Consider the following 25,096-nt stretch of genomic DNA (forward strand, 5'->3'; position numbering starts at 1 on the left):
CCCGCCGGACGGGTGCGGTGATCAGAGGGAGGCGCTGATCGAGGTGCCGGTGTGGTTGCCGGGCACGGCGGTGAGGTCGAGGTACTCCGGGGCGGTCCAGGTGCCGTCGCCGTGACGGGAGGTCAGCAGCACCCTGTTGTCGGCGGTGGTGACGGCGAACCGGGCGTCGGTGTCGACGGGCGCGGCGCTGACGCTGGTCCCGGCGGCGCCGGCGAGGGAGTCGAACGGCCGCCAACTTCCGTTCGCGTAGCGCACGGTGTGGTACTGCCCGCCGCTCGTGACGACGGCGACGTCGAGGTCCCTGTCCTGCGGGGTGACGGCGACGCCGGTCACCGGCGCGGTGGCCCCGGCGGCCCCGGCGACCGACGTCCAGGAGGACCAGGCCCCGGACGCGAAGCGACGGGTGTGGGAGACCTTCCCCCCGGACACGGCGGCGATGTGCAGCTCCCCGCCGCGGACGCCGGCGGTGGCGATCGACGTGATGCCGGTGAGCGGCCCGGTCTCGTCGGTGACCACCCCGAAGACGCTCCACCGGCCGTTCGCGGGGCGGCTGCTGTGCAGGAGCCGCCCGTTCGCCACGACGACGATGTGCAGGGCGCCGTCCACGTTGGCGATGGAGACCTGGGTGATGCCGCCGAGGTCGGCGACGGTGGTGTTGAGGTCGACGAACTTCTGGCCCCAGCCGCCGTCCAGGTTGTGGACGGCGTAGTGCAGGTGCCCGTCACCGCCGAGCGCGAGGACGTGGGTGTCGCCGTCGATGCCGACCGAGGAGACGGCGCGCACACCGCCGATGTTCCCGGCCGCCGCCTGGACGTCCTCGTACGGCGTCCACGAACCGTCGTAGAGACGGGTCGTGAGGTACAGGTCGGCGTCGCCGCGCACCAGGGCCCGGGTCTTCCAGCCCCAGGACCTGGCCCGCACCTGCTGGACCCAGCCGGAGACGTCGTCGACCCGGGCGCCGTACGCGCCGGTGCGGGTCTCGCCGGCGGGGGCGCCCAGGCAGCCGCCCTGCCAGGAGCGGGAGGCGACGGCCACCAGCTCGGCCCTGCCGCCCGTCTCGCGGACCACCGGGGCGCCGGTGTCGCCCTTGCAGACCGCCGCGCCGCCCGTGCCGGTGACGCCGAGGCTCGTCGCGCTCACCGTGTCGAGCGAGAACGCGCCGGTGTGCAGCTTCAGCGGCGCCCACTCGTCCTTGGTGCGCCCGTACCCGGGCACCCGCAGCGGCTGCCCGGCGGCGGGGGCGGTGGAGGCGGCCGCGATCGGGGCGATGCCGTCGACGGGCGTCGCGAGGCGGGCCATGACCAGGTCACGGCCCTGGTACGGCACCAGCTCGGAGACCTCGGACGTCTTGCCGCCGGAGGTGGTCAGGTCGGTGCGGCCGACGGTGGCGGTGGTCTTCCACTTCGGCGCACCGGCGGCCGGGGCCTGCGGCTGCGCCGGGTCGTCGGCGAAGCAGGAGGCCGCGGTGAGCACCCAGTTGCGGTCCACCAGGGCGCCGGTGCAGGTGCGCAGGCCGTCGCCGATCGCCAGGCGGGCGGTGTAGGCATAGGAGCCGTCGGCGGCGGCGTCGCCGACCACGGCGCCGGCCGGCGCGCAGGTGCCCAGCACGCCGGCGGCGGTGGCCGCGGCGAGTACGCCGGTGCGCCAGGAGCGGGACGGGGTCGTGCGGGGCATGGGGATTCCTCTTCGGGTGAGTGGGTGACCGCTTGTCGGGGCCGCGGGGCCGCCGTCGGCTTCGCGCCGGCGGCCCGGGCGGGGTGTGCGAGGGGTGTGCGAGGTCTGCTACCGGCCGGGGACGGCGATGCCCTGGGTGGACTTGCCGCTGCCGCTCCAGTCGCCGGTGACCGGGAACCCGCCGTCGCCGTAGGAGACGGAGGCGGCGGATCCGTCGGCGGTGGCGCCGCGGAAGCGGAAGACGCTGCCGGCGGGGTGGTAGACGCCGACCTGGGTGGTGCCGCTGCCGGTCCAGTCGCCGGCGACGGGCGTGTCCCCCTTGTCGCCGAACGTGAACGTGGTGTCGGCGTCGCCGTCGTGGTCGGAGTTCACGAGGTAGAACGTGGCGGTGTCGGGATTGAACAGCCCCGGGGTGTCGTAGCCCTTGTGCGTCCAGTCCCCGGCGATCGGCTTCCAGTTGCCGCCGTCGCCCAGCATGAAGGTCGTCACGGTGCCGTCGTGGTGGCGCAGCCGGAACTCCGCGGTGCTCGGGCGGTAGGTCCCCACCTCGCTGGTGCGGCCGCCGTCCCAGCGGCCGACCACGGGGACGTCGCCCGGCTCGCCGAACGGGAGGTCGATCGTGGCGGGGCCGCCGTCGAGCGAGTTCGTCAGGTGGAAGCGGGCGGTGGTGGGGTCGTAGGCGCCGGGGGTGTCCCCGCCGACGCCGTCCCAGTTGCCCGTCAGCGGGATCATCGGGCTCTTCCCGAAGTCGAACGTGGCCCGGGTGTTGACGTTGGACTGCGCGGAGTCGGAGAGGAACCAGCGCAGGACGCCGGGCGCCTGGGGCGGCATCGTGCCGGAGCGGAGGAACCTGATCCAGTCGGCGAGGTCGTCGGTGCGGGCGCCGACGGCGCCGTCGCGGGTGGCCTCGGCGCTGCCGAGGCAGCCCTTCTGCCAGGAGGTGCTGCCGACGGCGACGAGCTGGGCGGTGCTGCCGGTCCCGCGCAGGGCCGGTCCACCGGTGTCGCCCTTGCAGAGGGCGGCTCCGGCCGGCGCGGTGCCGGTGATGGCGATGCCGGTGGCGGTGACGCCGTTGACGCCGAAGGCCGCGGTGTGGAGCTTGTCGGGCACCCAGTCGGCCTTGGTGCGGCCGTAGCCGGCGACGCGCAGGGTCTCGCCCGGGGCGGGTGCTGTGGTGGCGACGGCGAGCGGGGTGATGTCGGTGACGGGGGTGGCGAGGCGGGCCATGACCAGGTCACGGTCGGTGCGGGGGACGAGCTCGGCGATGTCGCGGACCTGGCCCGTGGTGGTGGGGTCGGTGCGGCCGACGGTGGCGGTGGTCTTGAGGGTGGGTGGGCCGGCGGGAACGGTTGTCGGCTGGGCGGGGTTGTCGGCGAAGCAGGAGGCGGCGGTGACGATCCAGTACGGGTCGATCAGGGCTCCGCTGCAGGCGCGTTGGCCGTTGCCGATGTCCAGTTTGGCGGTGAAGGCGTAGGAGCCGGCGGGCGCGGCGTCGCCGCTGACGGCGGGTGCGGGCGTGCCGGACAGCAGGCTGCCGGCGAGGACGGCGGCGGTGAGCGTCCCGGCCGTCCATGCGGAGCGCGGGTGCGAGCGGAGCATGGGGTGGTTCTCCAATCCTGGACCTGACGGCGTCTCGGACGGGTACGTCACGGGTGCGCTCAACCGGTCGCGGTCAGCCCGTCGTGGGGATCTGGCCGACGACGGACCAGCCGGACCAGGCCCCGTCGCCGGCCTTGGTGGCATGGGCCATGACGCCGTCGGTGCCCTGGCCGAAGACCTCGGCGGTCCGGGTGTCCGGGTTGTAGACCGCGGCGGGGGAGCCGCCGAACTTCCAGCTGCCGGTCATGGTCCAGGCAGACCAGCCGCCGGCGCGGCTCCACGTCGCCCGGTACATGGAGGCGTCGGTGCCGGTGGCGAACAGGTCGAGGGTGTTGGCGAGCGGGTTGTGGAGGACGGCGGGGGTGCCGGCGAACTTCCAGTCGCTGGGGCCGATCACGTACCAGCCGGACCAGCCCTCGCCGTTGGTGTTGTAGAGGTGGGCCATGGTGCCGTCGGTGGTCAGGGCGAAGACCTCGGCGGTCCGGGTGTCCGGGTTGTACACGGTGGTGGGGACGCCGCGGAACTTCCAGGTGCCGGTCATGATCCACGGTGTCCAGCCGCCGGCCCGGTTCCACGTCGCCCGGTAGATGGACCCGTCGGTGCCGGTGGCGAACACGTCGAGGGTGTTGGTGACCGGGTTGTGGACGACGGCCGGTACGCCGACGAAGGCGCCTCCGGGGTTGAGGGTGAACCAGCCGTGCCAGCCCGCCCCTTCGGTGTTGTAGAGGTGGGCCATGACGCCGTCGGCGCGCAGGGCGAAGACCTCGGCGGTCCGGGTGTCCGGGTTGTAGACGGTGGTGGGGGAGCCGCGGAACTTCCAGTCGGCGGTCATGATCCACGGTCCCCAGCCGGTGGCTCGGCTCCACGTCGCCCGGTAGATGGACCCGTCGGTGCCGGTGGCGAACACGTCGAGGGTGTTGGTGACCGGGTTGTGGACGACGGCCGGGGAACCGGTGAACCGCGCGCCGTCGCCGAGGACGTACCAGCCGGACCAGCCCTCGCCGTTGGTGTTGTAGGCGTGGATCATGGCGCCGTCGCTGCGCAGGGCGAAGGTCTCGGCGGTCCTGGTGTCCGGGTTGTAGACGGTGCTGCGGCCCCCGGAACGGGCGGCGACCACGGCGGACCAGGCGGAGACGGCCTGCTGGATCCAGCCCCCGAGGTCGTCGACCCGGGTCTCGTACGCGCCGGTGCGGGTGGTCGCGGGGGCGCCGAGGCAACCGTTCTGCCAGGAGCGGCTGTTGACGGCGGCGAGCTCGTAGTGGTCGCCGACCTTGCGCAGGGCGGGGCCGCCGGTGTCGCCCTTGCAGACGGCGGCGTCCGCGGGGGATTTGGCGGCGATGGCGAGGCCGGTCGGGTCGACGGCGCCGACGGTGAAGGCGGCGCTGTGGAGCTTGTCGGGCACCCAGTCGGCCTTGGTGCGGCCGTAGCCCGTCACCAGCAGGTCCTCACCGGCGGCGGGGGCGGTGGTGGCCACGGCGAGCGGGGTGATGTCGGTGACGGGGGTGGCGAGCCGGGCCAGGACGAGGTCGCGGTCGGTGCGGGGGACGAGCTCGGCGATGTCGCGGACCTGGCCGGTCGTGGTGGTGAGATCGGTGCGGCCGATGGTGGCGGTCGTTCGGAGCGCGGGCGGGCCGGCGGGGACGGTTGTCGGTTGGGCGGGGTTGTCGGCGAAGCAGGCGGCGGCGGTGATGATCCAGTACGGGTCGACCAGGGCGCCGGTGCAGGCGCGCTGGCCGTTGCCGATGTCCAGCTTGGCGGTGAAGGCGTAGGAGCCGGCGGGCGTGGCGTCGCCGCTGACGGCGGGGGCTGGCGTGCCGGACAACAGGGTGCCGGCGAGGGCGGCGGCGGTGACCGTCCCGGCCGTCCATGCGGATCGTGGGCGTGAGCGAACCATGAGGTGGCTTTCCTTCGTCTGCCGGGCGGTGGCGGTGGCGGTAGCGCCGGGGAAGCGCGGACCGGGGGTCACGCTGTGGCGGTGATCTCCAGCAGGCTGAACAGGCGCCCCTGCGGGTCCGTGCTCTCGCCGACCGACGTCCAGATGTTCTTCTTCACGTCGAAGGACTTGTTCTCGGTGCCCGTCCGCATGTCGAGGCGTACGGCGTAGTCGTTGCCCATGACCATGAAGACGGAGGGGATCTCAAGGCTCAGTCGGCCGGTCGGGCCGCTGACCTGGAAGCAGAACTGGCCGTTGCCGACCGGGTCCGTGACCGCGTTGCCCCGAGCGCGCACCTGGATCAGGCCGGGCCGGCCGTCGCAGGTGACGAGCAGGATGTGGCCGTCGCCGCCCTTCAGCCTGATGCCGCGCTCCTGGAAGATCTTGTCGGCGTTCGGGTAGGCGAAGTCCTCGACGGCCGGAGGCGGGGTGTCGTCCGCAGCGGCGGCCCCGGCGGTGCTCGCGGTTCCGGCGGGCACGGGGGCGGCACCGACCGTGGTCAGACCCGTCAGGGCGACGGCACCGGCGACGGCGCCGACGGTCAGGCAGCGAATCAAAGGCTTCATGCTGGTGGGGCCTCCTCGTGCGGAATTCCACGGGCAAGGGAATGGTGTGATCGAAGTAAACGACGCATCGACCCGGGCCTGCGCAGGGCGCTTCGCCATCGGATCGGAGGCCTATTGGTATCACGGTTGCCGAGTTCCGTAAAAGGGTCGGGTTCGAGCCAATATTGCGGGCGGAGTGGCCTGCGGCGATCCCCTTCGGAATCCGCAAGCTCGGCCGCATGACCCTCTTGAAACGTCTCTGACCAGCTACTTCTTCAGCTCGACGGCCCGGCGTGCTCGATCCGTGGCATGGCTCGTGAATTCAGTATCGGGCCCGTGGGTTCACGACCTGTGCGACAGTTCGACAGGTTGTTGTAGACGGTTCCGAAAAGGCTTCAAATTCCAGTCGAAAAGCACTCAAGGAATTGAGGAGAAATGGTCGATAAATTATCCGGGACCATGTCCCCGCCTATGCGCCTCCGGCGCGCCCGGCTGACCGCGGTGACGGCGCTGTCGCTGGCCATGGCGGTCTTCGGCACGACGGTGGCAGCGGCGGTCCCCGCCGATCCCGGACCGGCGCCGCTGCCCGCGGGCGCGCGTGCCCAGGTGGTCGAGGCGTGGATGGCCGGCGGGTCGGCGGTCAGGGACGCCGCGGCCGCCGCGCTGGTCGGCGGCGATGCCCAGATCGGCGACTTCCTGGCCACCGGCCTGCGGCGGGCGACCGCCGAGGACGAGCGCTTCGCCGTCCTGAAGATGCTCTCCTTCTCCGGTGCCGGGGTGCGGGCCGCCGCCCAGCAGGCGCTGAGCGGTACGGACGAGCAGCTGCACCAGTTCGTGCTGACCGGCTATCAGGCCCCCCTGAAGGAGGACCAGACGGTGGCGACCGTCGCCACCACCAACACGGGTGGCCGTGCGGTCCAGGAGGCGGCACAGAAGGCGCTCAACGACGGTTCTGCCAAGGCGCTGACGGACTTCCTCGGCACGGGTCTCGCCCGGGCCCGCAAGGAGGACGACCAGGTCCAGGTCGCCAGGGTCATGGCGACCGGCGGCCCCGAGGTGCAGAGGCTCGCGCAGCGGGCCCTGAGCGGAACTGCCGACGACATCGCGGACTTCCTGGAGAGCGGGCTGGAGCTGGCCCGTGCGCGTGACCAGGAGACCCTGACGATCAGCCAGCTGGTCGAGGCCGCGACGGAGGCCGGCAAGCGGGCCAAGGCCGAGACCGACGCGGCCAAGGCGGCGGGTGAGCGCGCGCAGGAGGCTTCCCGGCTGGCCAAGGAGGCCGCGCAGAAGGCCGCCCTGGAAGCCGAGGCGGCCAAGAACGACCTCGTGAAGGCGGGGCAGGCCGCGAACCGCGCGGCCGAGGCGGCACAAGGCGCGGCCAACGCCGCGCGGACCGCGATCCAGGCCTCCAGTACGGCGGTGGCCGCGGCCCGGACGGCGGCGAACGCGGCCCGCGGCGCGGCCAGCGCCGCGGCGGCCGCCGGCCAGGCCGCCACGCGCGCCTACCAGGCCGCCTCGGCGGCCCGCCAGGACGCCGGCCAGGCGCAGGCCGCCCGCAACGCGGCGCAGGCCGCCCGGGACGCGGCGGCGGGAGCCCGCAGCGCCGCGGACGCCGCCGCGAGCGCGGCCGTCTCGGGCGCGCAGGCCGGGCTCTCCGCGAGCTCCGCGGCCAGCGCTGCGCGCAACGCGGCGGACGCTGCGGACGCGGCGAGTTCGGCCGGGGTGTCCGCCGGCCAGGCCACGGCGCAGTCCCGGCGGGCGTCGGAGGCGGCCGCACTCGCCCGCAGCGCCTCCGCCTCCGCCGACGCGGCCGCCAAGCGGGCCAACTCGCTGGCCTCCCGCGCGGCTTCGGCCGCGAAGGACGCGCAGGCGGCCGCCAACGGGGCCGCCACCCACGCGGAGAACGCCGCGAAGGCGGCGGACGAGGCCGCCAACCAGGCGGGCAACGCCCAGGACTGGGCGAACAAGGCCACCGAGCACGCCAACGCGGCGGTGGCCGCCGCGAAGGTGGCGAGCGACGCCGTGGCGGTGGCCCAGAACGTGGAGAAGCTCGCCCGGGAGAGCGAGCAGGAGGACCTCGCGGCCGACACCAAGCTGGGTGTCGACGAGGCCACCGCGCTCCGCAAGGACGGCCAGGAGGAGGCACGGTCGCGGGAGACCGCCATGACCCAGGCGGCAGCCGTCGACGAGGCCACCCGGCAACTGGTCGCCAAGGCCGCCGACCCGGCGGTCGACACCGCGACCGCGGTCGCCGCGGGCCGCAAGGCCGCCGTCAACCTGCTCTCCAGCAGCGGCGCGTGGACCAGCCGGGCCGCGCAGAGCGCGCTCTCCGGTACCGACCGGGAGGTGGTCGACTGGGCCGTGTCGCAGTACCCGAAGGCTCTGCGGCAGGACGACCGGGAGAAGGCGCTGCTGTTCTCCACCCTCGGCGGCCCCGGCCTGGCGGAGGCGGCGCAGCGGGCGCTGGCCGCCGACAGCCCGGCACAGATCCAGGCCTTCCTCACCCAGGGTGTCTACGACGTCCAGGCCGACGACAACCGGATCCGGATCCTCAAGCTGATCGACAACGCGGGCAAGGCGGTCACCGCCGCCGGGAACAAGGCCCTGAGCGACCCGTCACCGAAGGCCCTGACCGACTTCCTGGCCACCGGCTACTGGTCGGCCAAGGCCGAGGACGACCAGGTGGCCGCAGCCACCGTCATGGGACGGGGCGGCCCCGTCGTGGCGGCCCTCGGACAGGTCGTCCTGTCCGGACCGGACTCGATGCAGAGCGACTACGTCGCCTGGGGACAGTACCGGGCGGCCCAGAAGGACCAGGACACCGCCGCCCACGTCGCGGCGGTCCGGGCGCTGATCGCGAGTGCCGCCCAGATCGCGGCACAGGCGAACCAGGACGCGGCCGAGGCGTCCGCGGTCGCGGCCCGGGCCCGTTCGGCCGCCGAGGAGGCAGGCCAGTGGGCCGACCGGGCCCGCACGTCGGCCTCGCAGGCCAAGGGCTACGCGGACGAGGCCCGCAACAGGGCCGCGGAGGCCACGGCCTCGGCCTCGGCCGCGGCGTCCTCCGCCCAGCAGGCGAAGACCGCCTCGGCCACGGCGAGGACGGCGAGCCGGCAGGCCAACTACTCCGCGAACCAGGCCGCGGTGTCGGCCCACAGCGCGGTCGCCTCGGCGGCCGGCGCCGCCGCGTCGGCCGCCGAGGCCAGGGGCTCGGCGCTGGCCGCCGGCAAGAGCCAGGAGGAGGCCGCCCAGGCCGCCAACGAGGCCGGGAGCATCGCGGTCCAGAAGCGGGCGCAGGAGCAGGCAGCGGAAGCGGCCAAGGCGGCGGAGCAGGCCCGGCAGAACGCCGCGAACCACGTCAATCCCGCCGACAACCCGGGTAACGACAGTGTCCGGCCGCTTCTGGGCCCCGGCGGCTCCAGCCCCGGCGGCATGGACGGCGCACTCGAGATCATGATCCGCGAGTACGCCCAGTACACCGGCGACCTGAGTACCTGGTTGGGGGCTGCGTCGGCGGCGGTCCTGGTCACTCCGGCCTTTAAGATTTCCCCCGTCCTCTCCCTGGCGTCGTTCGCCACCGGCGGGGTGAGTGTCCTGCTGACCGGGATCGGGCACGGCTGGACCAGCAAGCCGTTCCAGTCCTCCCTCGCCTATTTCGGGCTCAACACCGTCATCGCCACACAGGGCAAAGTGGTCGAGAAGTTCGCGAAACTGGGGCCGAAAGTGGCGGACAAGGGAGCCCAATTCGTCATCGGGACAGGATCGGCTGTCATGAACCTCGTCGCCTCGGATCCCTGGGAGCGGCTCCCCGGCTGGCCGTACTTCTGAGCGCCCGTGCGGCGGTGGCTCCGGCCACCGCCGCACGTCGCCGCGTACCCGGGCGGCGGTCGACGCCCGGCCGCCGCTCCGCCCTCGCCCTACCGGCCGCGCCGCAGCGCCCCCGGCACCGCCGACAGGTCCTGCTCGGCGATCTCCGGGTGCGCCAGCAGCACCTCGCGGGCCGCCGCCAGCACCGGGCCGCCGCCCGCCAGGGCGAGGTCCTTGGCGGCCAGGCGGACCGGGAAGTCCGACCCCGTGCCGAACGCCCGGGTCGCCACCCCCGCGAGCGGCCCGGCCGACAGCACCTCCCGCGCCTGCTCCTGCGGAACGCCCAACTCATCGGCCACCGCCAGGACTTCGCCCAGGACGGTGACGGAGGCGACGATCGCGCCGATCACCACCACCTTCAGTGCCGCGCCCGCGCCCGGGCCGCCGCAGCGCCGTACCCGGCCCAGGTGCTTCAGGACCGGCTGCGCGCGGTCCAGGTCGGCGTCCTCGCCGCCCGCGAAGACCGTCAGGTCGCCGGTGGCCGCAGGGCCCGTGCTGCCCATCACCGGGGCGTCCACCAGGGCGACGCCGTCCGGCAGTTCGGCGCGCAGGGCGGCGGTGGCGCGCGGACCGATCGAGGACATGTCGATCCACAGGGTGCCCGGGGCGAGGTCGGCCGTGAACCGTCCGGCCAGCTCGGCGACGGCCTCCGGGTCGGACAGCATGGTGACGACGACGTCCGCGCCGCGCACGGCCTCCGCCGGAGTGGCGGCCTCGGTGGCCCCGGCCCCGGTGAGGTCACCGGCGCGGCCGGGGGAGCGGTTCCAGACGGTCAACGGGTAGCCGGCGTCGGCGAGTCGGCGGGCCATCGGCAGGCCCATCCGGCCCAGTCCCAGAAAAGCGATCTTCTCCATGGCCGCCACGCTAGGCAGCCACGAGCCAGGCGACAAGCGAATGTCCCGCATGGTAGTCATGCGGAATGGACATGGCTTGGCTGGACGTCTTCCGCACCGTCGCCCACCTGGGCTCCTTCACCGCCGCCGGCGAGCGGCTGGGCTTCACCCAGTCCGCGATCTCCCGCCAGATCGCCACCCTGGAAGCCGAGTTGGGCACACCGCTGTTCGACCGGCTGGCACGCGGGGTGCGGCTCACCGAGCACGGCCGGGCGCTGCTGCCGCACGCCGAGGCGATGCTGGAACGGCTCGACACCACCCGGCGCGACCTCGTCGCCCTCACCGAACTCACCGCCGGACGCCTGCGGGTCGGCGCCTTCGACAGCGCCAACGCCGCCCTCGTCCCCGGCGCCCTCGCCGCCTTCCGCGCCGCGCACCCGGACGTGGCGATCAGCCTCACCGAGGGACTGGCGGCGCACCTGCTGGACCTGCTCGCCGAGGGCGCGATCGACCTCGCCCTGGTCGCCTCGTACACCGAACCCGCCGACACCGGCGAGCAGTTCGACTTCCGGCCGCTCATGGACGACCCGGTGCTCGTCGCCCTCCCGCGCGGCCACCGCCTCGCCAGGCGCCGCCGCCTGCGCCTGGCCGAACTCGCCGACGAACCCTGGATCGCCGCCCGCCGCCACGCCGAGTCCACCCTCCTCGCCGCCTGTGTCCGCAGCGGCTTCCAGCCCCGCATCGAGTACACCGTCGCCGCCTGGACCGCCAAACTCGGCCTGGTGGCCGCCGGGTTGGGCATCACCCTGATCCCCTCCCTCGCCGCCCGCGTCACCCGCCCCGGCATCGCCCTCATCCCGCTGCACCCCGACGACACCCCGGTCCGGCAGGTCTACACGGTCACGCGGCGCGGCCGGCGGGTGCCCCCGGCAGCCGAGGCCTTCGCGGCCCTCCTGCGCGAGGGCGCCGGCTAACGGCGCGCGGCGAGGACGGCGGTCAGGGCGCTGACGGCCGGGCCGCCGAGGAGCAGCACGGCCGGGTGGCGGGGCCGGGACTGCAGGGTCAGGCGGAAGCCGCCGACGCGGAACTCCAGGAACGGGCGAGGGGGACGGGAACGCTGCTGTCGGCGCATGGGGATCTCCGTGGATGGGACGACTTCTCGGTACAGCGCCCATCACAATGGTCTGCACGGTGGTTGCGTCAGGTCGCAACCGGAACTTGCGGTGGGAGAGCGCAACTTGCCGAGGGCGCAACACGAAGACCGGCACGGGGTGCCCGTGCGGAGGGGACTGGCCCCGCTGGACGAGCGGCTGTCGGAGCCGGAGCGGCTCTGTGCGGAGCGCCTGCGCGAGTTGCGAGAGCGGATCGGCCTTACCTCGGAGGAGTTGGCCGACCGGCTGAGCGGGGACGGGATCAGCATCGACAGCACTCGGCTGTCGAAGTTCCTCAACGGCCGGGAGGTGCCCCGCCGGGAGATCGCGGCCCGGCTCCACCTTCTGGTGGCCGAGCGCGAAGGTGTACCGGTCGACGCCGACGAGCTTGCGCGGACCCGGTCGGCCATGTACGCGGCGGCGCGCGTCCGCAGTCCGCTCCAGGCCCGGGAGTTCGAGCTTGCCACGGCCCACGAGGACCTCTGCCGCCACCGTGCCCGGACGGTCCAGGAGCTGGCCGACCTCCGGAACGAGCTCGAAGACGAGCGCAAGCGGCGGAAGGACGCAGAGGCCGCGTTGGAGAACCTCGGCATCCGCAGCCGGGAGGAGGCCCGCATGCTGACCGGGGAACGGGACGCGGCGCTGGACCGCATCGCCCAGCTGGAGAACCAGATCCGGCAGGCGGGGGCCGTGCTCAGGCTCCGTGAGAGGGATGTCGCGGCCCTCGACCAGCTCATGTCCGCAACAGACACCGAACTGGTGCTGTGGGAGATGGGCGGCCCGGGTGGTCTGACGGGGATCCGTGCGGCGGTCGTCTGCCTGCGGGACGCCGACGAGGACGCGGCCGCGGACCGCCTCATCGAGCGTATCGCGTGCGGCTACTCCGTGCGGGACGTCATGCGTCTCGTCGCCGAGTTCGAGGCCATGCGCCGCGTCTACGACAGCACCGGTGTCGAACGAGCGCTTGCCCGGTTGCGAAAGCCCGTCGACCTCTTCCACTGGCTCTCCGGCGAGGGCCGCGAGAGCAAGGCGCGGTCGGATGTACTGACGGCGGTGGCTTCGTTCGCGCCGGTCGAGCACCTGGTGCGGATTCACAAGGCCTGCGTGGAACATGGAAGTTCCGAGCTGGACCAGGCGCTGCGGAAGGCCATGGTCGCGGAGCGGCGAGCGGTCCCGGAGGACATCGACGACGTGTGGGCCGAGGACCTCCGGAAAGGACTGGCCGCCCTGAACGAGTGGAGGGCGACCAGTCCGTAGCCGCCCTTCCTCAGCAGACGGTGTCCGCTGCCGGCAGCGCCCCCGTCGACAGGTAGGCGTCCACCGCCGCGTTCGCGCACGGGCTGTAGCCGTTGAGGGTGAGGGTGTGGACGCGGCCGGGGACGGTGACCAGGCGGGAGCCGGGCAGGCGGGTGTGGAGGGCGAGGGCGCCCTGGTAGGGGGCGTGGGTGTCGCCGGTGGCGTGGAGCTGGAGGGCGGGGACGGCGTTGCGGACCTCGACCGGCGGCTCCAGCGGGGCGCCGCGCCAGGAGGCGCACGGGACGGGGCCGTTGTAGACCGGGCCGAAGACCGGCTCGGTGGCGCGGGAGCGTTCGACGGCGTCGCGGTACCACGCGGCCGAGCGCGGCATCGCCACGTCGTCGCACACGATGGCGACCGTGGACGACAGGCCGGCGCCGGCCTCCGGGCCCGGGGCGAGGAGCATGGTCAGCAGCTGGTGCAGGGCCGGGCCCGCCTGTACCGGCCGGCCGTCGGCGGCGTCCAGCAACTGGCGCAGCGCGTCCGCGTATTCGGCGCTGTCGCGGTCGTCGCTCTGGAAGACCGCGAGCAGGACCGGCAGCAGGGCGCCGTCGAGCCGGTAGCCGTCGACGGCGATCGGCGCCGCCTCGGCCCGGCGGACCAGGCCCTCGACGGTGGACCGCACCGCCGCCGGGGTGGCGCCCAGGTGGTGGGCGGCGTCGCGCGGCGCGGCCCAGGCGGCGAAGTCGTCCAGGGCGCGCTCGTTGGCGCCGCCCATGTCCTGGAACGCCCCGATGCCGTACCGGGCCGGGTCGAGGGCGCTGTCCAGCACCAGCCGGTCGACGCGCCGGGGGAACAGCTGCGCGTACACCGCGCCCAGCATCGCGCCGTAGGACTGCCCGAAGAAGGAGGTCCGCTGCTCGCCCAGCGCGGTGCGCAGCACGTCGACGTCCCGGGCGGTGTTGCGGGTGGTCAGGTGGGGCAGCAGGTCCGGGTACTTGCTCCAGCAGGCGTCCGCGTCGGCCTTGGCCAGGCGCCAGGCCTGCTCGAAGCCGGCCTGGCCGGTGCCGGTCGAGCGCAGCCAGGTGCCGCGCGTGAGGCCGCAGTTGGGGCCGCCGGCGCCGACCCCGCGGGGGTCCATGCCGACGAGGTCGTAGGCCGCCGCCGTCCCGGGCGCCAGCTGCTCCCGCAGCGCGGCCGGCATGTCCAGCCCGCGCTCGCCGGGCCCGCCGGGGTTGGTCTGGAGTATCCCGCGGCGCTTGGCGGGGTCGGCGGAGCGGATCCGGGAGACGGCCAGGGAGAGGGTGCGGCCCCGCGGCTCGCGGTAGTCCAGCGGGACGGTCAGGGCTGCGCACTCGGCGCCGGCGGCGGCCAACTGCGGTTCCTGGCAGGCGGACCAGGCGAGCGGCTGGCGGTGGAAGCGCTCCAGCGGGTCGGCGGCGGGGGAGGCCGAGGACGCGGGGGAGGCGGGGGCGGCCGCGCCGAGTACGGCGGCCGCGGACAGGGCGAGGGCGGCGGCGAGCGCCGGTGCGGTCTTCATGTGGGCCACCCTAGAAGGGAGTTGACCAGCGCAGGGCCCCGGGTCCTGGAACTGCCTTGACCTCAAGGCGGCTTGAGGTCCTACGGTCGGCCGTGTCCTGACGACCAGGTGAAGGAGCACCGGACATGACGATCAAGACCTACGAACCGCAGACCATCGCCGCCCAGCCCATCGGGGCGTGGACCGGCGAGCTCTTCCGCCGCCTGGTGGTGGACGGCCTGCGCGTGCAGCTCGCGGTGGAAGGCCTCACCCAGCCGCACTGGTGGACGCTCAACCACGCCGCCGGCCGGCCCGGCGGGTGGACCCGCAGGACCCTGGCCGAGCGGCTCGCCCCGTACGACGACCAGGGCACCGTCTTCGACGCCGTCTTCGACGACCTGATCGCCCGCGGCTGGCTGACCGAGGACGCCGACGGGGCGTTCACCCTGACCGAGGAGGGCGAGGCCGGCCGCCTGCGCGCCCGCGAGCGCAACCTGGCGGTCAGCGAACGCGCCCACGAGGGCATCGGCACCGAGGAGTTCGTGACCACGATCAACGTGCTGCGCCGGATGGTGGCGAACCTGGGCGGCAACGGGAACCTCCCCGACTGACGGCGCCCGGGCGGCACGGGGGAGGCCGAGGACGCGGGGGAGACGGGTCGGCAGGAGGAAATTGACCCATGGAAACGGTCGCTGATTGCCACCTGATCGTGGGTCTTTCCGGCCATAGGTTGGTCACATGACGACGACGAAGAACACCGCCCCCGCCACCACCGCCGCCCCCGTGCTGACCCGCTGCGCCGAGGCCGAGATCTGCGCCGACCCGAGCTCCACCATGACGCTGCTCGCCGACTCGGCCCCGGGCGAGGGCGGCTTCACCGTCTACCGCTCCACCTTCGCCGCCGGCGCCCCCGGGGCGCCCGCGCACTTCCACACCCGAGCCTGGGAGCTGTTCTTCGTGATCGGCGGCTCGCTGCGGGTGCTGGTCGGCGAGGAGGTCACCGTGCTGGGCGCGGGCGACTTCCTGGCCGTGCCCCCGCACACCCCGCACGCCTTCGCCGCCGCCCCGGGCTCCGAGGCCGACGTGCTCTGCGTGTTCGCGCCCGGCATGGACCGCTTCGACTACCTGCGCCTGCTGGGCAGCGTCATGCGCGGCGAGACCGCGCCGGGGGCGATCGCGGCCTCGTCCGAGCGCTTCGACAACCACTACGTCGACAGCCCCGCCTGGCGCGCGGCCCTGGCGGGCGACGGCGCCTGAGACCCGCGGGCGGCCCGACGGGCCGGGGGCGCTCGACGGGCCGGGGCTGCCCGGGTGTGGAACGGTGGAAGACCGGAAGTGTCCGGCTGCGAGAGGAGTGGCCATGTCGTCGAAGCGCCGCCGCAAGAAGAAGGCCAGGGCCAAGCACGGGGCCAACCACGGCCGCCGCCCCCAGTGCTGAAACGCGGCTGAACGGGTGAGGGTGCCCGGACGGGCCCGGCCGGCCGCCCGGCACCCTCCGCTCGGAGCCGACCGCGCTCCGCGAAGCCGACCGGCACGCCCCGCTCAGAGCCGCCCGCGCCCCGCGAAGCCGCCGCGCGCCACCTTGTGGTACTGGCAGTAGTCGACCCAGCCCGCGCCGAAGGCCAGCTCCAGGACCACGCCCCGCCCGTCCGAACGGGCCTCGTCCAGCAGCCGCGCCGCGTCCGCGTCCGGCGGGGTCTGCTCCAGAGTGAACAGCCGGTTGGGGTACGGGCCCGCCGGGATCGGGTCCCGGGGCGGGATGCCGGGCCGGTCCCAGACCAGCGTCGCGCCGGGGCTGGACAGGCAGGGGGAGTCCATCCGCCAGCCGTTGGCGTCGACGCCGCCGTCGCGGTACCAGCGCAGCGCGTGCTCCAGGCTCCCGTGCGGGTCCGGCCCCTGCCCGTTGGCCTGCCACTCGGCCACGTTCGCCGCCTCGATCCGCCGCAGGACGTCGAGGACGTCCTCCCGGACGACGAAGTAGGCGCGGGCGTGGATCCGGCAGACCAGCAGGGTGTCCCGGGGGTGGTCCAGGCCGTAGGTGGACGGGCGGGTGGACTGGTCCAGCACCTGGGTCAGCAGGTGCTCGACCCCCTCCACCGCCCCCAGCGCCTCGACCAGCGCCCGGATCCGCTCCCGCTCCGCCGCCCGGGCCGCCCGCGCCGTCGGTGAACCGATCAGCCTGAGCTTGCGCCGCTCGGTCGGCCAGTGGTGCGCCCGCAGCGACTGCATGCCGTTGAGGAGCGGGTTCACCAGCATGACGACGAGGTACACGAGGCTCGTCGCCACGTCCTTCAGCAGCTTCTTCACCGGCAGGGATCCTCTCGGGTCGCGCGCGTCCGCGCCCACACCCTGGCCCGCCCGCGCCGCGGCCCGCAATCCGCCCCCGTACTCAACTCCCCAGCGTGCCCGAGCCGTTGCCGAGCGCGAGCGCGAGCGCGAGCACGAGCACGAGCACGAGCACGAACGCGACCGCACGCCGTCCGCCGCCGCCCGGACCGCGTTCGGACGGCGGCGGGACGCTGCCGCTACTTGGTGCAGGTCACGTCGGCCTCCGGCAGGCGCCCGCCCGCCAGGTAGGCGTTGACCGCGTCGTCCACGCACGCGTTGCCGTACGTCCCGTACAGCCCGTGCTGGTCGGCGCCCCGCAGGGTCAGCAGCCGCGAGCTGGGCAGCAGCCCGTGCAGCGCGACGCCGTCCCGGTAGGGGGCGCGCGGGTCGCCGGTGGCGGAGAGGATCAGCGCCCGGGCGTCGCGGCGCACCTCGGTGGGCGCCTCGCGCGGGGCGTCCAGGAAGGCGCACGGGGAGATGTTGTCGAGCAGCGGGCCGGACAGCGGGTAGCGGGCGCGGTCGCGCTCGATCCGGCGCCAGTACTCCTCGGGATCGCGCGGCGCCGCACCGTCCGCGCACAGGATGGCCTGGGAGACGCTGCCGGCCTGCGAGCCCTGCGGGGTGAACAGGAAGTGCAGCAGGGCGGTGGTCTCGGCCGAGGGGGTGACCGGCCGGCCCGCCGCGGCCTCGGCGAGCACCGCCATCAGCTCGGCGAGGCCCGCCCGTTCCGCGTCGGAGTCGCCCTGGAGGTTCCCGAACACCAGCAGCGGCACCCGGGTGTCGTCGAGTTCGAAGGCGTCCGTGCCGGTGCCGAGGACGAGCGGGCGCGCCGAGGCCGCCCCGACCGTCCGCAGCACCCCGGCGACCACCTCCTCGCGGGTGCGGCCCAGCCCGTAGGTGTCGTTGCGCCGCGCCGCCCAGTCCGCCCAGTCGGCGAACGCCCGCTCGTTCGCCCGCACCATGTTGGGGAGCAGCTCCGGCCCGACGTGGTCCGGGGCCAGCGCGCCGTCCAGGACCACCCGGTCGAAGCGGCCGGGGAACATCTGGGAGTACACCGTGCCCAGGTAGGTGCCGTAGGAGAGGCCGAGGTAGGAGATCCGCCGCTCGCCGAGCGCGCCCCGCACCACGTCCATGTCCCGGGCCGCGTCGCGGGTGCTCGCGTGCGGCAGCAGGTCCCCGGCCGCCGAACGGCACCGGGCCGCGAGGTCCCGCTGGAAGGAGACCTGGCGCTCGAAGGAGGCCCGGGTGGTCCCGGCGGAGGTGATGTTGTAGCCGATCGGCCAGTCGCAGTCGAGGGGGGCGCTGCGGCCGGCGAAACGCTGGTCCAGCCCGACGATGTCGAAGCGGGCGGCGGTGTCCTTCAACGCGGCGTGCACCCTCGTCGGCGCGCCGAGCGTCGGACTGCCGGGGCCGCCGTCGTTCAGCAGCAGCGTCCCGATCCGGTGGCGGGTGTCGGTGGCCTTGATCCGGGAGAGCGCGAGGGTGACGGTGCGTCCGCCGGGGTCGCCGTAGTCGAGCGGCACGGTGACCTCCGCGCAGCGGGCGCCGGCCTTCTCCAGGTCGGCGCCCACCTGGTCGTCCGGGCCCTGGACGCAGCTGTGCCAGTCGGGGCGCTGCTGGTAGTAGCGGTCGAGCGCCTGGGCGGTGGCGGCCTGGGCGGGGACGGTCGCGGCGGCCGTGGTCAGGGCGGCGAGGGCGAGGCCGGCCGCGAGGGTGCGGCGGCGGGCGCGCGGCCCGGCGGGGCGTGGTTCGGTGCGGTGTGGCTCGGCGGTGCGGGGGCGTGGTTCGCTCATGACGTCTCCTCGGCGGTGCGGGGCCCGGCGCGGGCCGTGGCGAAGGCAGGGGTCGTGACGACGATCGCGGTACCGGCGGCCGTGTCTACGGAGGACACCTGCACCTGTGCGAGCTGACGGTACGTCAAAAAACGGACGCCGGGGACCGGATGGTCAGTGTCCACGGCATTGACATCCCCGCCCGCCCGAAGTGGAGGTGCTCCCGTCCGGCCCGCCGTCGCCGGGCGGGCCGGACGGCGGGCGAGGCCGCTGTCGGTGGCGTGTCCTACGGTGATGCCGTCGGCGGGTACGCGGTGCCCGCCCGAGCACCGCCCGATGGAGACGACGATGACCCGCACCACCCCGAAGCGCGCCGTGGACCTGGAGCAGCTGTTCCCCGAACTGGTACCGCTGCGCCGCGACGCCGTACGCCTCCACCCGCGCGCCGGCAGCCCGTCCGCGGCCGAGAGCTCGGTCGGCGGGCCGCCGCTGTGGCCCGCCGACGAGCCGTGGCCGCTGTGCCCGAGCACCAGCCACCCGGGGGAGTGGGGCGGGCCCGCCGCGGAGGGGCCGGTGCCGCTGGTCCCCGTCGTCCAGATCCACCGCCGGGACGTGCCCCAACTCGCCTTCCCCGCCGGGACGGACCTGCTCCAGGTGCTCTGGTGCCCGTTCATCATCGGCCGCTGCCCGACCGCGACGCCCCTGGTGCGCTGGCGGAGCTCCGAGGAGGTCGGACCGGCCCTCGCCGCCGTGCCGCCGACCGTGGGCACCGCGCCGAAGGACAGCATCCCGGCACCGTGCGTCCTGCACCCCGAGCCGGTGGTCGACTACCCGAGCTGGGACATGCCGGAGGACCTGGGCCCGGAACTGCGCGTGCGGATGGAGGAACTGCGGGCCCGCACCGGCCTGCGGTACGGCTACCACCTGGCCGAGGCGCCGGGGATCAAGCTCGGAGGGTACCCGGGCTGGACCCAGGAGCCCTGCTGGCCGGACTGCCCGACCTGCGGGCGGACGATGGAGCACCTCCTGACGGTGAGCAGCTGGGAGTACGACGGTCAGTCGTACCGCACCTGGCTCCCGCTGGAGGACCGGGACGTCGAGACCGGCGAGGAGCGCCGGGACGCCGACGGCGGCCGCGGGGCGCACAGCCCCGCCGGGCTGATGATCGGGGACGCGGGCGGGGTGTACGTCTTCGAGTGCCGGTCCTGCCCGGATCGCCCGGTGGACCACCACTGGGACTGCTCCTGAGGCGCCGCCGCCTGCCCGCCGGACCGGACGGGCAGGCCGGAGCCCTTCGCCGGGCCTAGGTCTTCGGCCCGTTACGCCGTCCGTGGCGTCCCGCCTACGGTCCTTGCCGTGGATACGACGAACACGACGGATACGACCGGCATTCTGGACGAGGCGCTCCAACGACTGCACGCCTCCGGGCCCGAGCGGCTCGGACGGCTCACCAACCACGCGCCGATGGCCGTCGAGGCCCTCGCCGCCCACGGACAGGCACGGTCCGTGCACCGCTGGCTCGACCTGTACGCGCGCAAGCTGGAGGACTTCCCGCCGCGCGTCGAGCCGGTCACGGCCGCCAACTGGCGTGCGGCGCTCGGCGATCCGAGCCGCGCGGCCGACTGGATCGACCACTTCGAGGGCCAACTCGCCGACCACCCCTGGCGCGAGGTGCTCGCCCGCTGGTGGCCCCGGCTGCTGCCCGGCCTGTACGGCGGCTCCACGCACCCGGTGATCCGGGTGGGGCACGCCGTGCGCACCCTGCTGTCCGGCGGCGAGGCCACCGGGCCCCGGCTGGCCGAACTCGCCCACGGCCTCGGCTACTGGGCCGCCCGCCACCGGCCCGTCGCCGCCCTCGCCACGCTGCCCGGCGCGCTGTCCGGCGCGGCCGCCGCCCTCGACGCGGTGGTGCCCATCGCCCTCCAGGACGGCGGCTTCCCCGCCCGGCTCGACCGCGTCACCGCCCTGCCGGCGTGGGCGGCCGGGGTCACGCGGCCGCAGGAGGCGGCCGACCGCCTCGCGGAACTCGTCCGGGCGGCGACCCACCGCTACGCCGCCTACGGGCACGGCGAGGAGACCATGCTCGTCCACGCCGCCACCGCGCCCAACGCCGTGCTGCGCGCCCTGCCCGCGCTCCCGCCGGACCTGTGGCCGGCCGGCCTGCGGGCGGCCTGGACGGCGTCGGCGGCCGTCACCGCGATGTACGCGCCGACCGAGCCGGCGGCCTGCACCCCGCCGGGCACCCTCACCCCCGAGGAGGTCTTCGAGCGGGCCCTGGCGCACGGTGACGAGCACGTGATCAAGCTGGCGGACACCGCCCTCGACGTCGGTGACGCCCCCGCCCTGGCGGCGGCGCTGCGCGCGATGGAGCTGAGCGCCCCGCTGGGGTGAGGCGGGCGCGGGGCCGGACGCGGAAAGGAAATCGGTACCGGGGCGCGTCGTCGGATCCGGCGGCTTGAACGTGTACACCGGGGCGGCAACTCCCCGATGGCGCATGCCCTCCGACCCTCCGGCCCCGTCGACCCCCTCCGACCCCGACGGCTCCGACGGCCCCGCCCCGGGGCGTCCGGCACCCCACCGCAGTCCCGCAGGACGGCATGCCCTCCGAAGAACGGCGCCGCCACCGGGTGCTCCGCAACCGCGCACCCCACCACCTTCACCGCGAAGGAGTCCTGACCATGCGGAAGCTCATCGTCGACCTGGTCGAGCGCACCGTCGCCACGTACGCCGTGGCGTTCCTCGGCCTGCTGCTGGCCGACAAGTTCGACCTCACATCGATCGGCTCGCTCAAGGCGGCGGCGGTCGCGGCGCTGCCCGCGGCCCTGACCGTGCTCAAGGGCGCGGTGGCCACCCGCATCGGCGACCCGGACTCGGCCGCCCTGCTGGGCCGCAGCAACCGCGAGTAGCCGGCCCGGCATAGCAGGGGGCGGGGCGCTATCGGGCGCCCCGCCCCCTGTCGTTGATGTCCGGTCAGCTCTCGGCCGGGAACTCGTCCCCCCGGATCGCGGTGATGAAGGAGTCCCAGGCGGCGGCCGGGAAGAGGAGGGCCGGGCCGTGGGGGTCCTTGGAGTCACGCACAGGGACGAGACCGGGAAATCCGGGGGCCACCTCGATGCACTCGCCCGCGTTGTCCCCGCTGTAGCTGCTCTTGCACCACTGCGCCCCGCTCAGCTCGGCGTTCCGCATACCGGTATTCCTCCGTTACTTCGGTCATGAAGGCATGGGAGTCGTCGACCGAGAGTACAGACCCGCGGACAAGGTCGAAGTCCCGGCGGGCCTCCTGCACGATCGAAGGGGCGTCGCTGAAGTGCCCTCGGTACAGGCTCTCCGAGTAGACCCACTCCTTCCCGTCGGGCAGCTCCAACAGCACCACCGATGTGGTCGGCAGCTTCCGCGTCCTGCAGGAGAACGGCGCTACCTGGATCAGAATGTTGGACCGTTCCCCGACGGAGAGGAGGTGCTCCATCTGCCTTCTCATGGTGCCCGGTCCACCGATGACGCTCCGGATCGCGCTCTCATGGAGCACGACGATCATTGACGGCCCGTTGTCGACCAGGTAGCGGTCCTGCCGACTCAGCCGAGCCTCCACCCGCTCGGCCAGCCACTCCGGGTTGTTCCGGGCATCGCCGAGGCGAAACATCTCGTAGGCGTACTCCTCGCACTGAAGCAGCCCGTTGATCCGCATGTACTGGAGCACCCGGGCGGCCACGGCCTCCGCTTCCAGCTCGACGTACTTCTGGAACCAGTCGGGGTGCTCGATGTCCGCATGCCAGTCCACCCGCTCCCAGAGCCGCACCAGCAGGCCCCTCATGCCGAGCAGCTGGTCGGCTCGTTCGACGGTGTCCCTCGGCATCGAGCGCTTGCCGCTCTCGTACCGGGTGATCACCGTTCGGTGGCAGTGCAGGAGTTTGCCCAGTCCTTCCTGCGTGTAGCCCGCCAAATCGCGCGCGAAGCGGAGTGCTTCGCCGAACATCACCGCCGGGCTCGACGTGAGACCGTTCTCCAGACGCCGATGTGGCATCCCAAATCCCCTCAGGTACTGCGGGTTCCGCACTCCGGTGTGATCGTCACCGTAGTCCCGGCATCCTCCGGGTTGTTACCGGAATGCGGTCTTTTGCTTGCACAGCGTCATGGCGCGCGCCCCCGGCGTGCGCCCTTGCCGCCGACCGCTGTTCGGACGGGACGGGCCCGGTCCCCGACAGGCGTGTGCGGGAAGCCGGCCGGGCCGGCTTCCCGCACCGAGGGTGCTCGCGTTCCTCACCTGTGCCGTGGGGCGGTCACTGGTGCCAGTCGACCGTGGAGATGGCGCCGAGATCGCGCGCGACCGTGGAGAGCGGCTGGATGTAGGTGTACGGCCTCGGCGCGCTGCCGGGGGTCGAGCCGCCCGTCACGGTGCCGACGGCGCTGGTGCCGTAGAGGGCCGCGCCTCCGCTGTCACCGTAATCCGACTGCATTCCGGCGACCTTGACCTGGCGGGTCGAGGTATAGGTCTCGTTGCCTATCGTTGTGGTGTAGGTGGAGATGCCGTCGACGAATGTGCCGCACCTCCAGCCGCTCGCCACGCCCGAGGCGCAGATGGTCCCGCCATCGACGATCTGGTTGTCCGCGCTGCGGATGTAGTCGTTGTAGACGTTGTAGCCGTTGGACGTCTTGACCGCGCTCCCGCCGGGGGTCCAGCCCCGCGGGTTGTCCATCGCGATCAGCGCGTAGTCCGAGGCGGGGAACTGCCGGTCGGCGATGTGGCCGATCCGGGTGTTGCCCTGGTTGTCCGGCCAGCTGTCGTCGCGCCGGACCGCCGGGTTCGACTGCCCCAGCCAGCAGTGGCCGGCGGTCACCAGGTAGGTCACACCGGCCTGCTTGATCATGATTCCGGCCGAGCAGGTGCCGGTGTTGTTCTCGTCCCGCAGGCCGTCGCCCCCGACCAGGCCGGTCCGAGCGTAGGCGGTCCCCTGGTGGGTGGTGACGCTGACCTTCGCACGGTCGGCGTCGGTGATGCCGGCCGTCCGCAGCATCGCCTCGGCGTCCGTGCCGGCCGGCACGTCCAGCACGACACGGTTGGTCCGGCTGTCCAGGGACCAGGAGCTGTCGCCCGGCGTCAGCTTCTTCTCCGCGGCCGCGTCGAGCCGCTCGTGCACCTCCCGGAGTTCGGCGGTGGTGTAGGCGGCGCGCTGCGGGATGATGCCGGCGGCCCGGGCCGCGCGCTCCCCCTCGTCGTCCAGCACGTTGGCGTGGACCTCGCCGTCCATCACGTCGAGCCACACGCCCGCGGCCCTGGCGCCCTGGCTGTCGCGGAACGCCCGGGCGGTCTTCGACAGCCCGCCCTCCGCGGCGAGGCGCTGCGCCACCTGCTGCTCGGGGAGCCCGAGTTGCTGCGCCAGCGCGTGGGCGGCGCCGCCCGGGGCGGCCGGGGGCGTCAAGGCGACGGTTCCGGTGGCCGAGGCCACGGCCGGGCTCTGGGCCGCGGCCGGTGCCAGGGTCACCCCGGCGAGCAGGAGCGCGGCTCCGGCCCTGGCGAGGGTCTTCCTGGAGACCTTCATGGTCTTCTCCTTCGTGCGGATCGAACGTGTTGAGGTGAGAGGGGATCGAGCGGGCGCCGGGCCACCGCTCAGGCGAGGATGTTCATCTGCGAGGACATCAGCCGGTACTGGCCGGAGGCGTAGTCGTAGGAGACGTAGCCGGTCCAGTACGCGCCGACCAGCGAGTCGGTGAGCTCCCGGGTGAAGGTGTACGAGGTGCCGTACGAGGCCCACTGCCAGGCGCCCGAGACGTAGGAGTTCACGCCGCACTTGTCCGGATCGCAGTTGTACAGCCCGACCCAGTCGTACTTCCCGACCGGGTTGCCGTTGTAGTTCCAGCCGATCGTGACGACCTGGGTCTCCTTCACGTGGACGGCGGCGGCCCAGGTGCCCGGCGCGGACTGGGCCGCCGCGGCGCCCTGGGCGGGCAGCGCGCCCAGCAGGGCGAGGGCCAGCGCCGCCGCCTTCGTCGACAGGGCCACCGGCTCAGTCGATGTGGGAGCGGTGGGACTCGATGATGCGGTACTGGCTGGAGGCGTAGTCGTAGGAGATGTAGGCCGTCCAGTAGTCGCCGCTGACCGCCGGGACGCTGGTCAGGTACGAGGTGCCGTGGTTGTAGGCCCACTGCCAGGTCTCGTAGTTGTCGATGCCGATGGCGTTCGGGTCGCGCTTGTAGAGGCCGATCCAGTCGTACTTGCCGACGTTGTTCGGCGGGGTCCAGTTGATCTGGACGTAGCCGCCGTTCTTCTCGGCCCAGGTCGTGGGCGCGTCCGCCGCCAGCGTCGAGTTCGGCGCGCCCTGGACGCTCCGGACACCGGCGGGCACCGCCGCCGAGGCGGTGGCCGTACCCGCGAGGGGCAGCGCGACGGCCGTCACCAGGGCCGCGACGGCGGCGGCACGGGTGCGATGGGGAATGCGGGACATGCGAGTCCTCCTGGGTCGTCTGCCGGCGGTGCCACCTGGCGGCCGCCGAGTCCGTGACCGGACCAGGAACACGCTCGTGGACTCCCGCAGACAAGCGGTCAACGTCCTGTCGACGCCCTGGTCACCACGGCCGCAGACACCCCCGACGGGCGCCCGGGTAGACAACCGATGAACGGCGAAACAGTGAACTCCCGTACCACGC

Annotated in this window: 22 protein-coding genes; 8 read left to right on the forward strand and 14 right to left on the reverse strand. The window is 73.9% G+C overall.

Annotated elements, in window-relative coordinates:
* Positions 1-21 precede the first annotated feature (21 nt).
* The 4 genes from ACLWS4_RS18095 to ACLWS4_RS18110 form a co-directional block, all read right to left on the reverse strand.
* Complete coding sequence (locus ACLWS4_RS18095; RefSeq protein ID WP_416874594.1) at positions 22-1,674, reverse strand: trypsin-like serine protease; 1,653 nt, start codon at positions 1,672-1,674, stop codon at positions 22-24.
* A gap of 108 nt (positions 1,675-1,782) precedes the next feature.
* Positions 1,783-3,273 carry a S1 family peptidase gene (locus ACLWS4_RS18100; RefSeq protein WP_416874595.1) on the reverse strand — a complete coding sequence of 497 codons (1,491 nt, stop codon included), beginning with the start codon at positions 3,271-3,273 and terminating at the stop codon, positions 1,783-1,785.
* A 73-nt stretch (positions 3,274-3,346) separates the two neighbouring features.
* On the reverse strand, positions 3,347-5,167 hold the full coding sequence (locus tag ACLWS4_RS18105) for a trypsin-like serine protease (RefSeq protein ID WP_416874596.1): 1,821 nt from the start codon (positions 5,165-5,167) through the stop codon (positions 3,347-3,349).
* Between the two features lie 68 nt (positions 5,168-5,235).
* Positions 5,236-5,772, reverse strand: a complete 537-nt coding sequence (locus ACLWS4_RS18110) for a hypothetical protein (RefSeq protein WP_416874597.1) — start codon at positions 5,770-5,772, stop codon at positions 5,236-5,238.
* 450 nt (positions 5,773-6,222) lie between these two features.
* Between ACLWS4_RS18110 and ACLWS4_RS18115 the strand changes: the two genes are divergently transcribed.
* Positions 6,223-9,576, forward strand: a complete 3,354-nt coding sequence (locus ACLWS4_RS18115) for an ALF repeat-containing protein (protein WP_416874598.1) — start codon at positions 6,223-6,225, stop codon at positions 9,574-9,576.
* 89 nt (positions 9,577-9,665) lie between these two features.
* On the opposite strand, the gene ACLWS4_RS18120 is transcribed toward ACLWS4_RS18115, so the two are convergent.
* Positions 9,666-10,469, reverse strand: coding sequence for an NAD(P)-dependent oxidoreductase (locus tag ACLWS4_RS18120; RefSeq protein ID WP_416874599.1), 804 nt, complete (start codon positions 10,467-10,469; stop codon positions 9,666-9,668).
* Positions 10,470-10,540: 71 nt separating this feature from the next.
* Between ACLWS4_RS18120 and ACLWS4_RS18125 the strand changes: the two genes are divergently transcribed.
* Positions 10,541-11,422 (forward strand): LysR family transcriptional regulator, encoded by an 882-nt coding sequence (locus tag ACLWS4_RS18125; RefSeq protein ID WP_241852733.1) that lies wholly within the window; start codon positions 10,541-10,543, stop codon positions 11,420-11,422.
* On the opposite strand, the gene ACLWS4_RS18130 is transcribed toward ACLWS4_RS18125, so the two are convergent.
* Positions 11,419-11,580 (reverse strand): hypothetical protein, encoded by a 162-nt coding sequence (locus ACLWS4_RS18130; protein ID WP_159028502.1) that lies wholly within the window; start codon positions 11,578-11,580, stop codon positions 11,419-11,421. The genes ACLWS4_RS18125 and ACLWS4_RS18130 overlap by 4 nt on opposite strands.
* A gap of 91 nt (positions 11,581-11,671) precedes the next feature.
* Here ACLWS4_RS18130 and ACLWS4_RS18135 point away from each other — a divergent pair, with 91 nt between their 5' ends.
* The gene (locus ACLWS4_RS18135) at positions 11,672-12,856 is read left to right on the forward strand and encodes a helix-turn-helix domain-containing protein (RefSeq protein ID WP_416874600.1); all 1,185 of its coding nucleotides are present in this window, start codon (positions 11,672-11,674) and stop codon (positions 12,854-12,856) included.
* Between the two features lie 10 nt (positions 12,857-12,866).
* Here ACLWS4_RS18135 and ACLWS4_RS18140 read toward each other — a convergent pair whose 3' ends face one another.
* The gene (locus ACLWS4_RS18140) at positions 12,867-14,375 is read right to left on the reverse strand and encodes an alpha/beta hydrolase (protein WP_416874601.1); all 1,509 of its coding nucleotides are present in this window, start codon (positions 14,373-14,375) and stop codon (positions 12,867-12,869) included.
* Positions 14,376-14,500: 125 nt separating this feature from the next.
* Between ACLWS4_RS18140 and ACLWS4_RS18145 the strand changes: the two genes are divergently transcribed.
* On the forward strand, positions 14,501-14,965 hold the full coding sequence (locus ACLWS4_RS18145) for a MarR family winged helix-turn-helix transcriptional regulator (protein WP_416874602.1): 465 nt from the start codon (positions 14,501-14,503) through the stop codon (positions 14,963-14,965).
* A gap of 127 nt (positions 14,966-15,092) precedes the next feature.
* A complete protein-coding gene (locus tag ACLWS4_RS18150) occupies positions 15,093-15,611 on the forward strand; it encodes a cupin domain-containing protein (protein ID WP_416874603.1) in 519 nt (172 codons plus the stop codon).
* 285 nt (positions 15,612-15,896) lie between these two features.
* On the opposite strand, the gene ACLWS4_RS18155 is transcribed toward ACLWS4_RS18150, so the two are convergent.
* Complete coding sequence (locus ACLWS4_RS18155) at positions 15,897-16,661, reverse strand: hypothetical protein (protein ID WP_416874604.1); 765 nt, start codon at positions 16,659-16,661, stop codon at positions 15,897-15,899.
* Between the two features lie 218 nt (positions 16,662-16,879).
* Positions 16,880-18,475 (reverse strand): alpha/beta fold hydrolase, encoded by a 1,596-nt coding sequence (locus ACLWS4_RS18160; RefSeq protein ID WP_416874605.1) that lies wholly within the window; start codon positions 18,473-18,475, stop codon positions 16,880-16,882.
* A 327-nt stretch (positions 18,476-18,802) separates the two neighbouring features.
* Between ACLWS4_RS18160 and ACLWS4_RS18165 the strand changes: the two genes are divergently transcribed.
* From ACLWS4_RS18165 to ACLWS4_RS18175, 3 genes are all read left to right on the forward strand, one after another.
* Positions 18,803-19,702 (forward strand): DUF1963 domain-containing protein, encoded by a 900-nt coding sequence (locus ACLWS4_RS18165; RefSeq protein ID WP_416874606.1) that lies wholly within the window; start codon positions 18,803-18,805, stop codon positions 19,700-19,702.
* 108 nt (positions 19,703-19,810) lie between these two features.
* Entirely contained in the window at positions 19,811-20,845 is a 1,035-nt protein-coding gene (locus tag ACLWS4_RS18170; RefSeq protein ID WP_416874607.1) for a questin oxidase family protein, read from the forward strand.
* A gap of 287 nt (positions 20,846-21,132) precedes the next feature.
* On the forward strand, positions 21,133-21,360 hold the full coding sequence (locus tag ACLWS4_RS18175) for a holin (RefSeq protein ID WP_049657972.1): 228 nt from the start codon (positions 21,133-21,135) through the stop codon (positions 21,358-21,360).
* 64 nt (positions 21,361-21,424) lie between these two features.
* On the opposite strand, the gene ACLWS4_RS18180 is transcribed toward ACLWS4_RS18175, so the two are convergent.
* From ACLWS4_RS18180 to ACLWS4_RS18200, 5 genes are all read right to left on the reverse strand, one after another.
* Entirely contained in the window at positions 21,425-21,562 is a 138-nt protein-coding gene (locus tag ACLWS4_RS18180; RefSeq protein ID WP_387969190.1) for a DUF397 domain-containing protein, read from the reverse strand.
* Positions 21,525-22,508 carry a helix-turn-helix domain-containing protein gene (locus ACLWS4_RS18185; protein WP_416874608.1) on the reverse strand — a complete coding sequence of 328 codons (984 nt, stop codon included), beginning with the start codon at positions 22,506-22,508 and terminating at the stop codon, positions 21,525-21,527. Before ACLWS4_RS18185 ends, ACLWS4_RS18180 begins: the two co-directional genes overlap by 38 nt.
* 223 nt (positions 22,509-22,731) lie before the next feature.
* Complete coding sequence (locus tag ACLWS4_RS18190) at positions 22,732-23,991, reverse strand: S1 family peptidase (protein ID WP_416874609.1); 1,260 nt, start codon at positions 23,989-23,991, stop codon at positions 22,732-22,734.
* Between the two features lie 68 nt (positions 23,992-24,059).
* Complete coding sequence (locus tag ACLWS4_RS18195; RefSeq protein WP_049657962.1) at positions 24,060-24,452, reverse strand: hypothetical protein; 393 nt, start codon at positions 24,450-24,452, stop codon at positions 24,060-24,062.
* A 4-nt stretch (positions 24,453-24,456) separates the two neighbouring features.
* Positions 24,457-24,894: a hypothetical protein gene (locus ACLWS4_RS18200; RefSeq protein ID WP_049657959.1), complete on the reverse strand. Its 438-nt coding sequence runs from the start codon at positions 24,892-24,894 to the stop codon at positions 24,457-24,459.
* Positions 24,895-25,096: the final 202 nt, after the last annotated feature.

This window comes from Kitasatospora sp. SC0581 (assembly GCF_048159585.1).
In the GTDB taxonomy this organism is placed as follows: Bacteria; Actinomycetota; Actinomycetes; order Streptomycetales; family Streptomycetaceae; genus Kitasatospora.

What these genes read in the sequence shown, in the direction of transcription:
- ACLWS4_RS18095 (WP_416874594.1), bottom strand. Translation starts at nt 1,674, where the DNA reads ATGCCCCGCACGACCCCGTCCCGCTCCTGGCGCACCGGCGTACTCGCC.
- ACLWS4_RS18100 (WP_416874595.1), bottom strand. Translation starts at nt 3,273, where the DNA reads ATGCTCCGCTCGCACCCGCGCTCCGCATGGACGGCCGGGACGCTCACC.
- ACLWS4_RS18105 (WP_416874596.1), bottom strand. Translation starts at nt 5,167, where the DNA reads ATGGTTCGCTCACGCCCACGATCCGCATGGACGGCCGGGACGGTCACC.
- ACLWS4_RS18110 (WP_416874597.1), bottom strand. Translation starts at nt 5,772, where the DNA reads ATGAAGCCTTTGATTCGCTGCCTGACCGTCGGCGCCGTCGCCGGTGCC.
- ACLWS4_RS18115 (WP_416874598.1), top strand. Translation starts at nt 6,223, where the DNA reads ATGCGCCTCCGGCGCGCCCGGCTGACCGCGGTGACGGCGCTGTCGCTG.
- ACLWS4_RS18120 (WP_416874599.1), bottom strand. Translation starts at nt 10,469, where the DNA reads ATGGAGAAGATCGCTTTTCTGGGACTGGGCCGGATGGGCCTGCCGATG.
- ACLWS4_RS18125 (WP_241852733.1), top strand. Translation starts at nt 10,541, where the DNA reads ATGGCTTGGCTGGACGTCTTCCGCACCGTCGCCCACCTGGGCTCCTTC.
- ACLWS4_RS18130 (WP_159028502.1), bottom strand. Translation starts at nt 11,580, where the DNA reads ATGCGCCGACAGCAGCGTTCCCGTCCCCCTCGCCCGTTCCTGGAGTTC.
- ACLWS4_RS18140 (WP_416874601.1), bottom strand. Translation starts at nt 14,375, where the DNA reads ATGAAGACCGCACCGGCGCTCGCCGCCGCCCTCGCCCTGTCCGCGGCC.
- ACLWS4_RS18145 (WP_416874602.1), top strand. Translation starts at nt 14,501, where the DNA reads ATGACGATCAAGACCTACGAACCGCAGACCATCGCCGCCCAGCCCATC.
- ACLWS4_RS18150 (WP_416874603.1), top strand. Translation starts at nt 15,093, where the DNA reads ATGACGACGACGAAGAACACCGCCCCCGCCACCACCGCCGCCCCCGTG.
- ACLWS4_RS18160 (WP_416874605.1), bottom strand. Translation starts at nt 18,475, where the DNA reads ATGAGCGAACCACGCCCCCGCACCGCCGAGCCACACCGCACCGAACCA.
- ACLWS4_RS18165 (WP_416874606.1), top strand. Translation starts at nt 18,803, where the DNA reads ATGACCCGCACCACCCCGAAGCGCGCCGTGGACCTGGAGCAGCTGTTC.
- ACLWS4_RS18175 (WP_049657972.1), top strand. Translation starts at nt 21,133, where the DNA reads ATGCGGAAGCTCATCGTCGACCTGGTCGAGCGCACCGTCGCCACGTAC.
- ACLWS4_RS18190 (WP_416874609.1), bottom strand. Translation starts at nt 23,991, where the DNA reads ATGAAGGTCTCCAGGAAGACCCTCGCCAGGGCCGGAGCCGCGCTCCTG.
- ACLWS4_RS18200 (WP_049657959.1), bottom strand. Translation starts at nt 24,894, where the DNA reads ATGTCCCGCATTCCCCATCGCACCCGTGCCGCCGCCGTCGCGGCCCTG.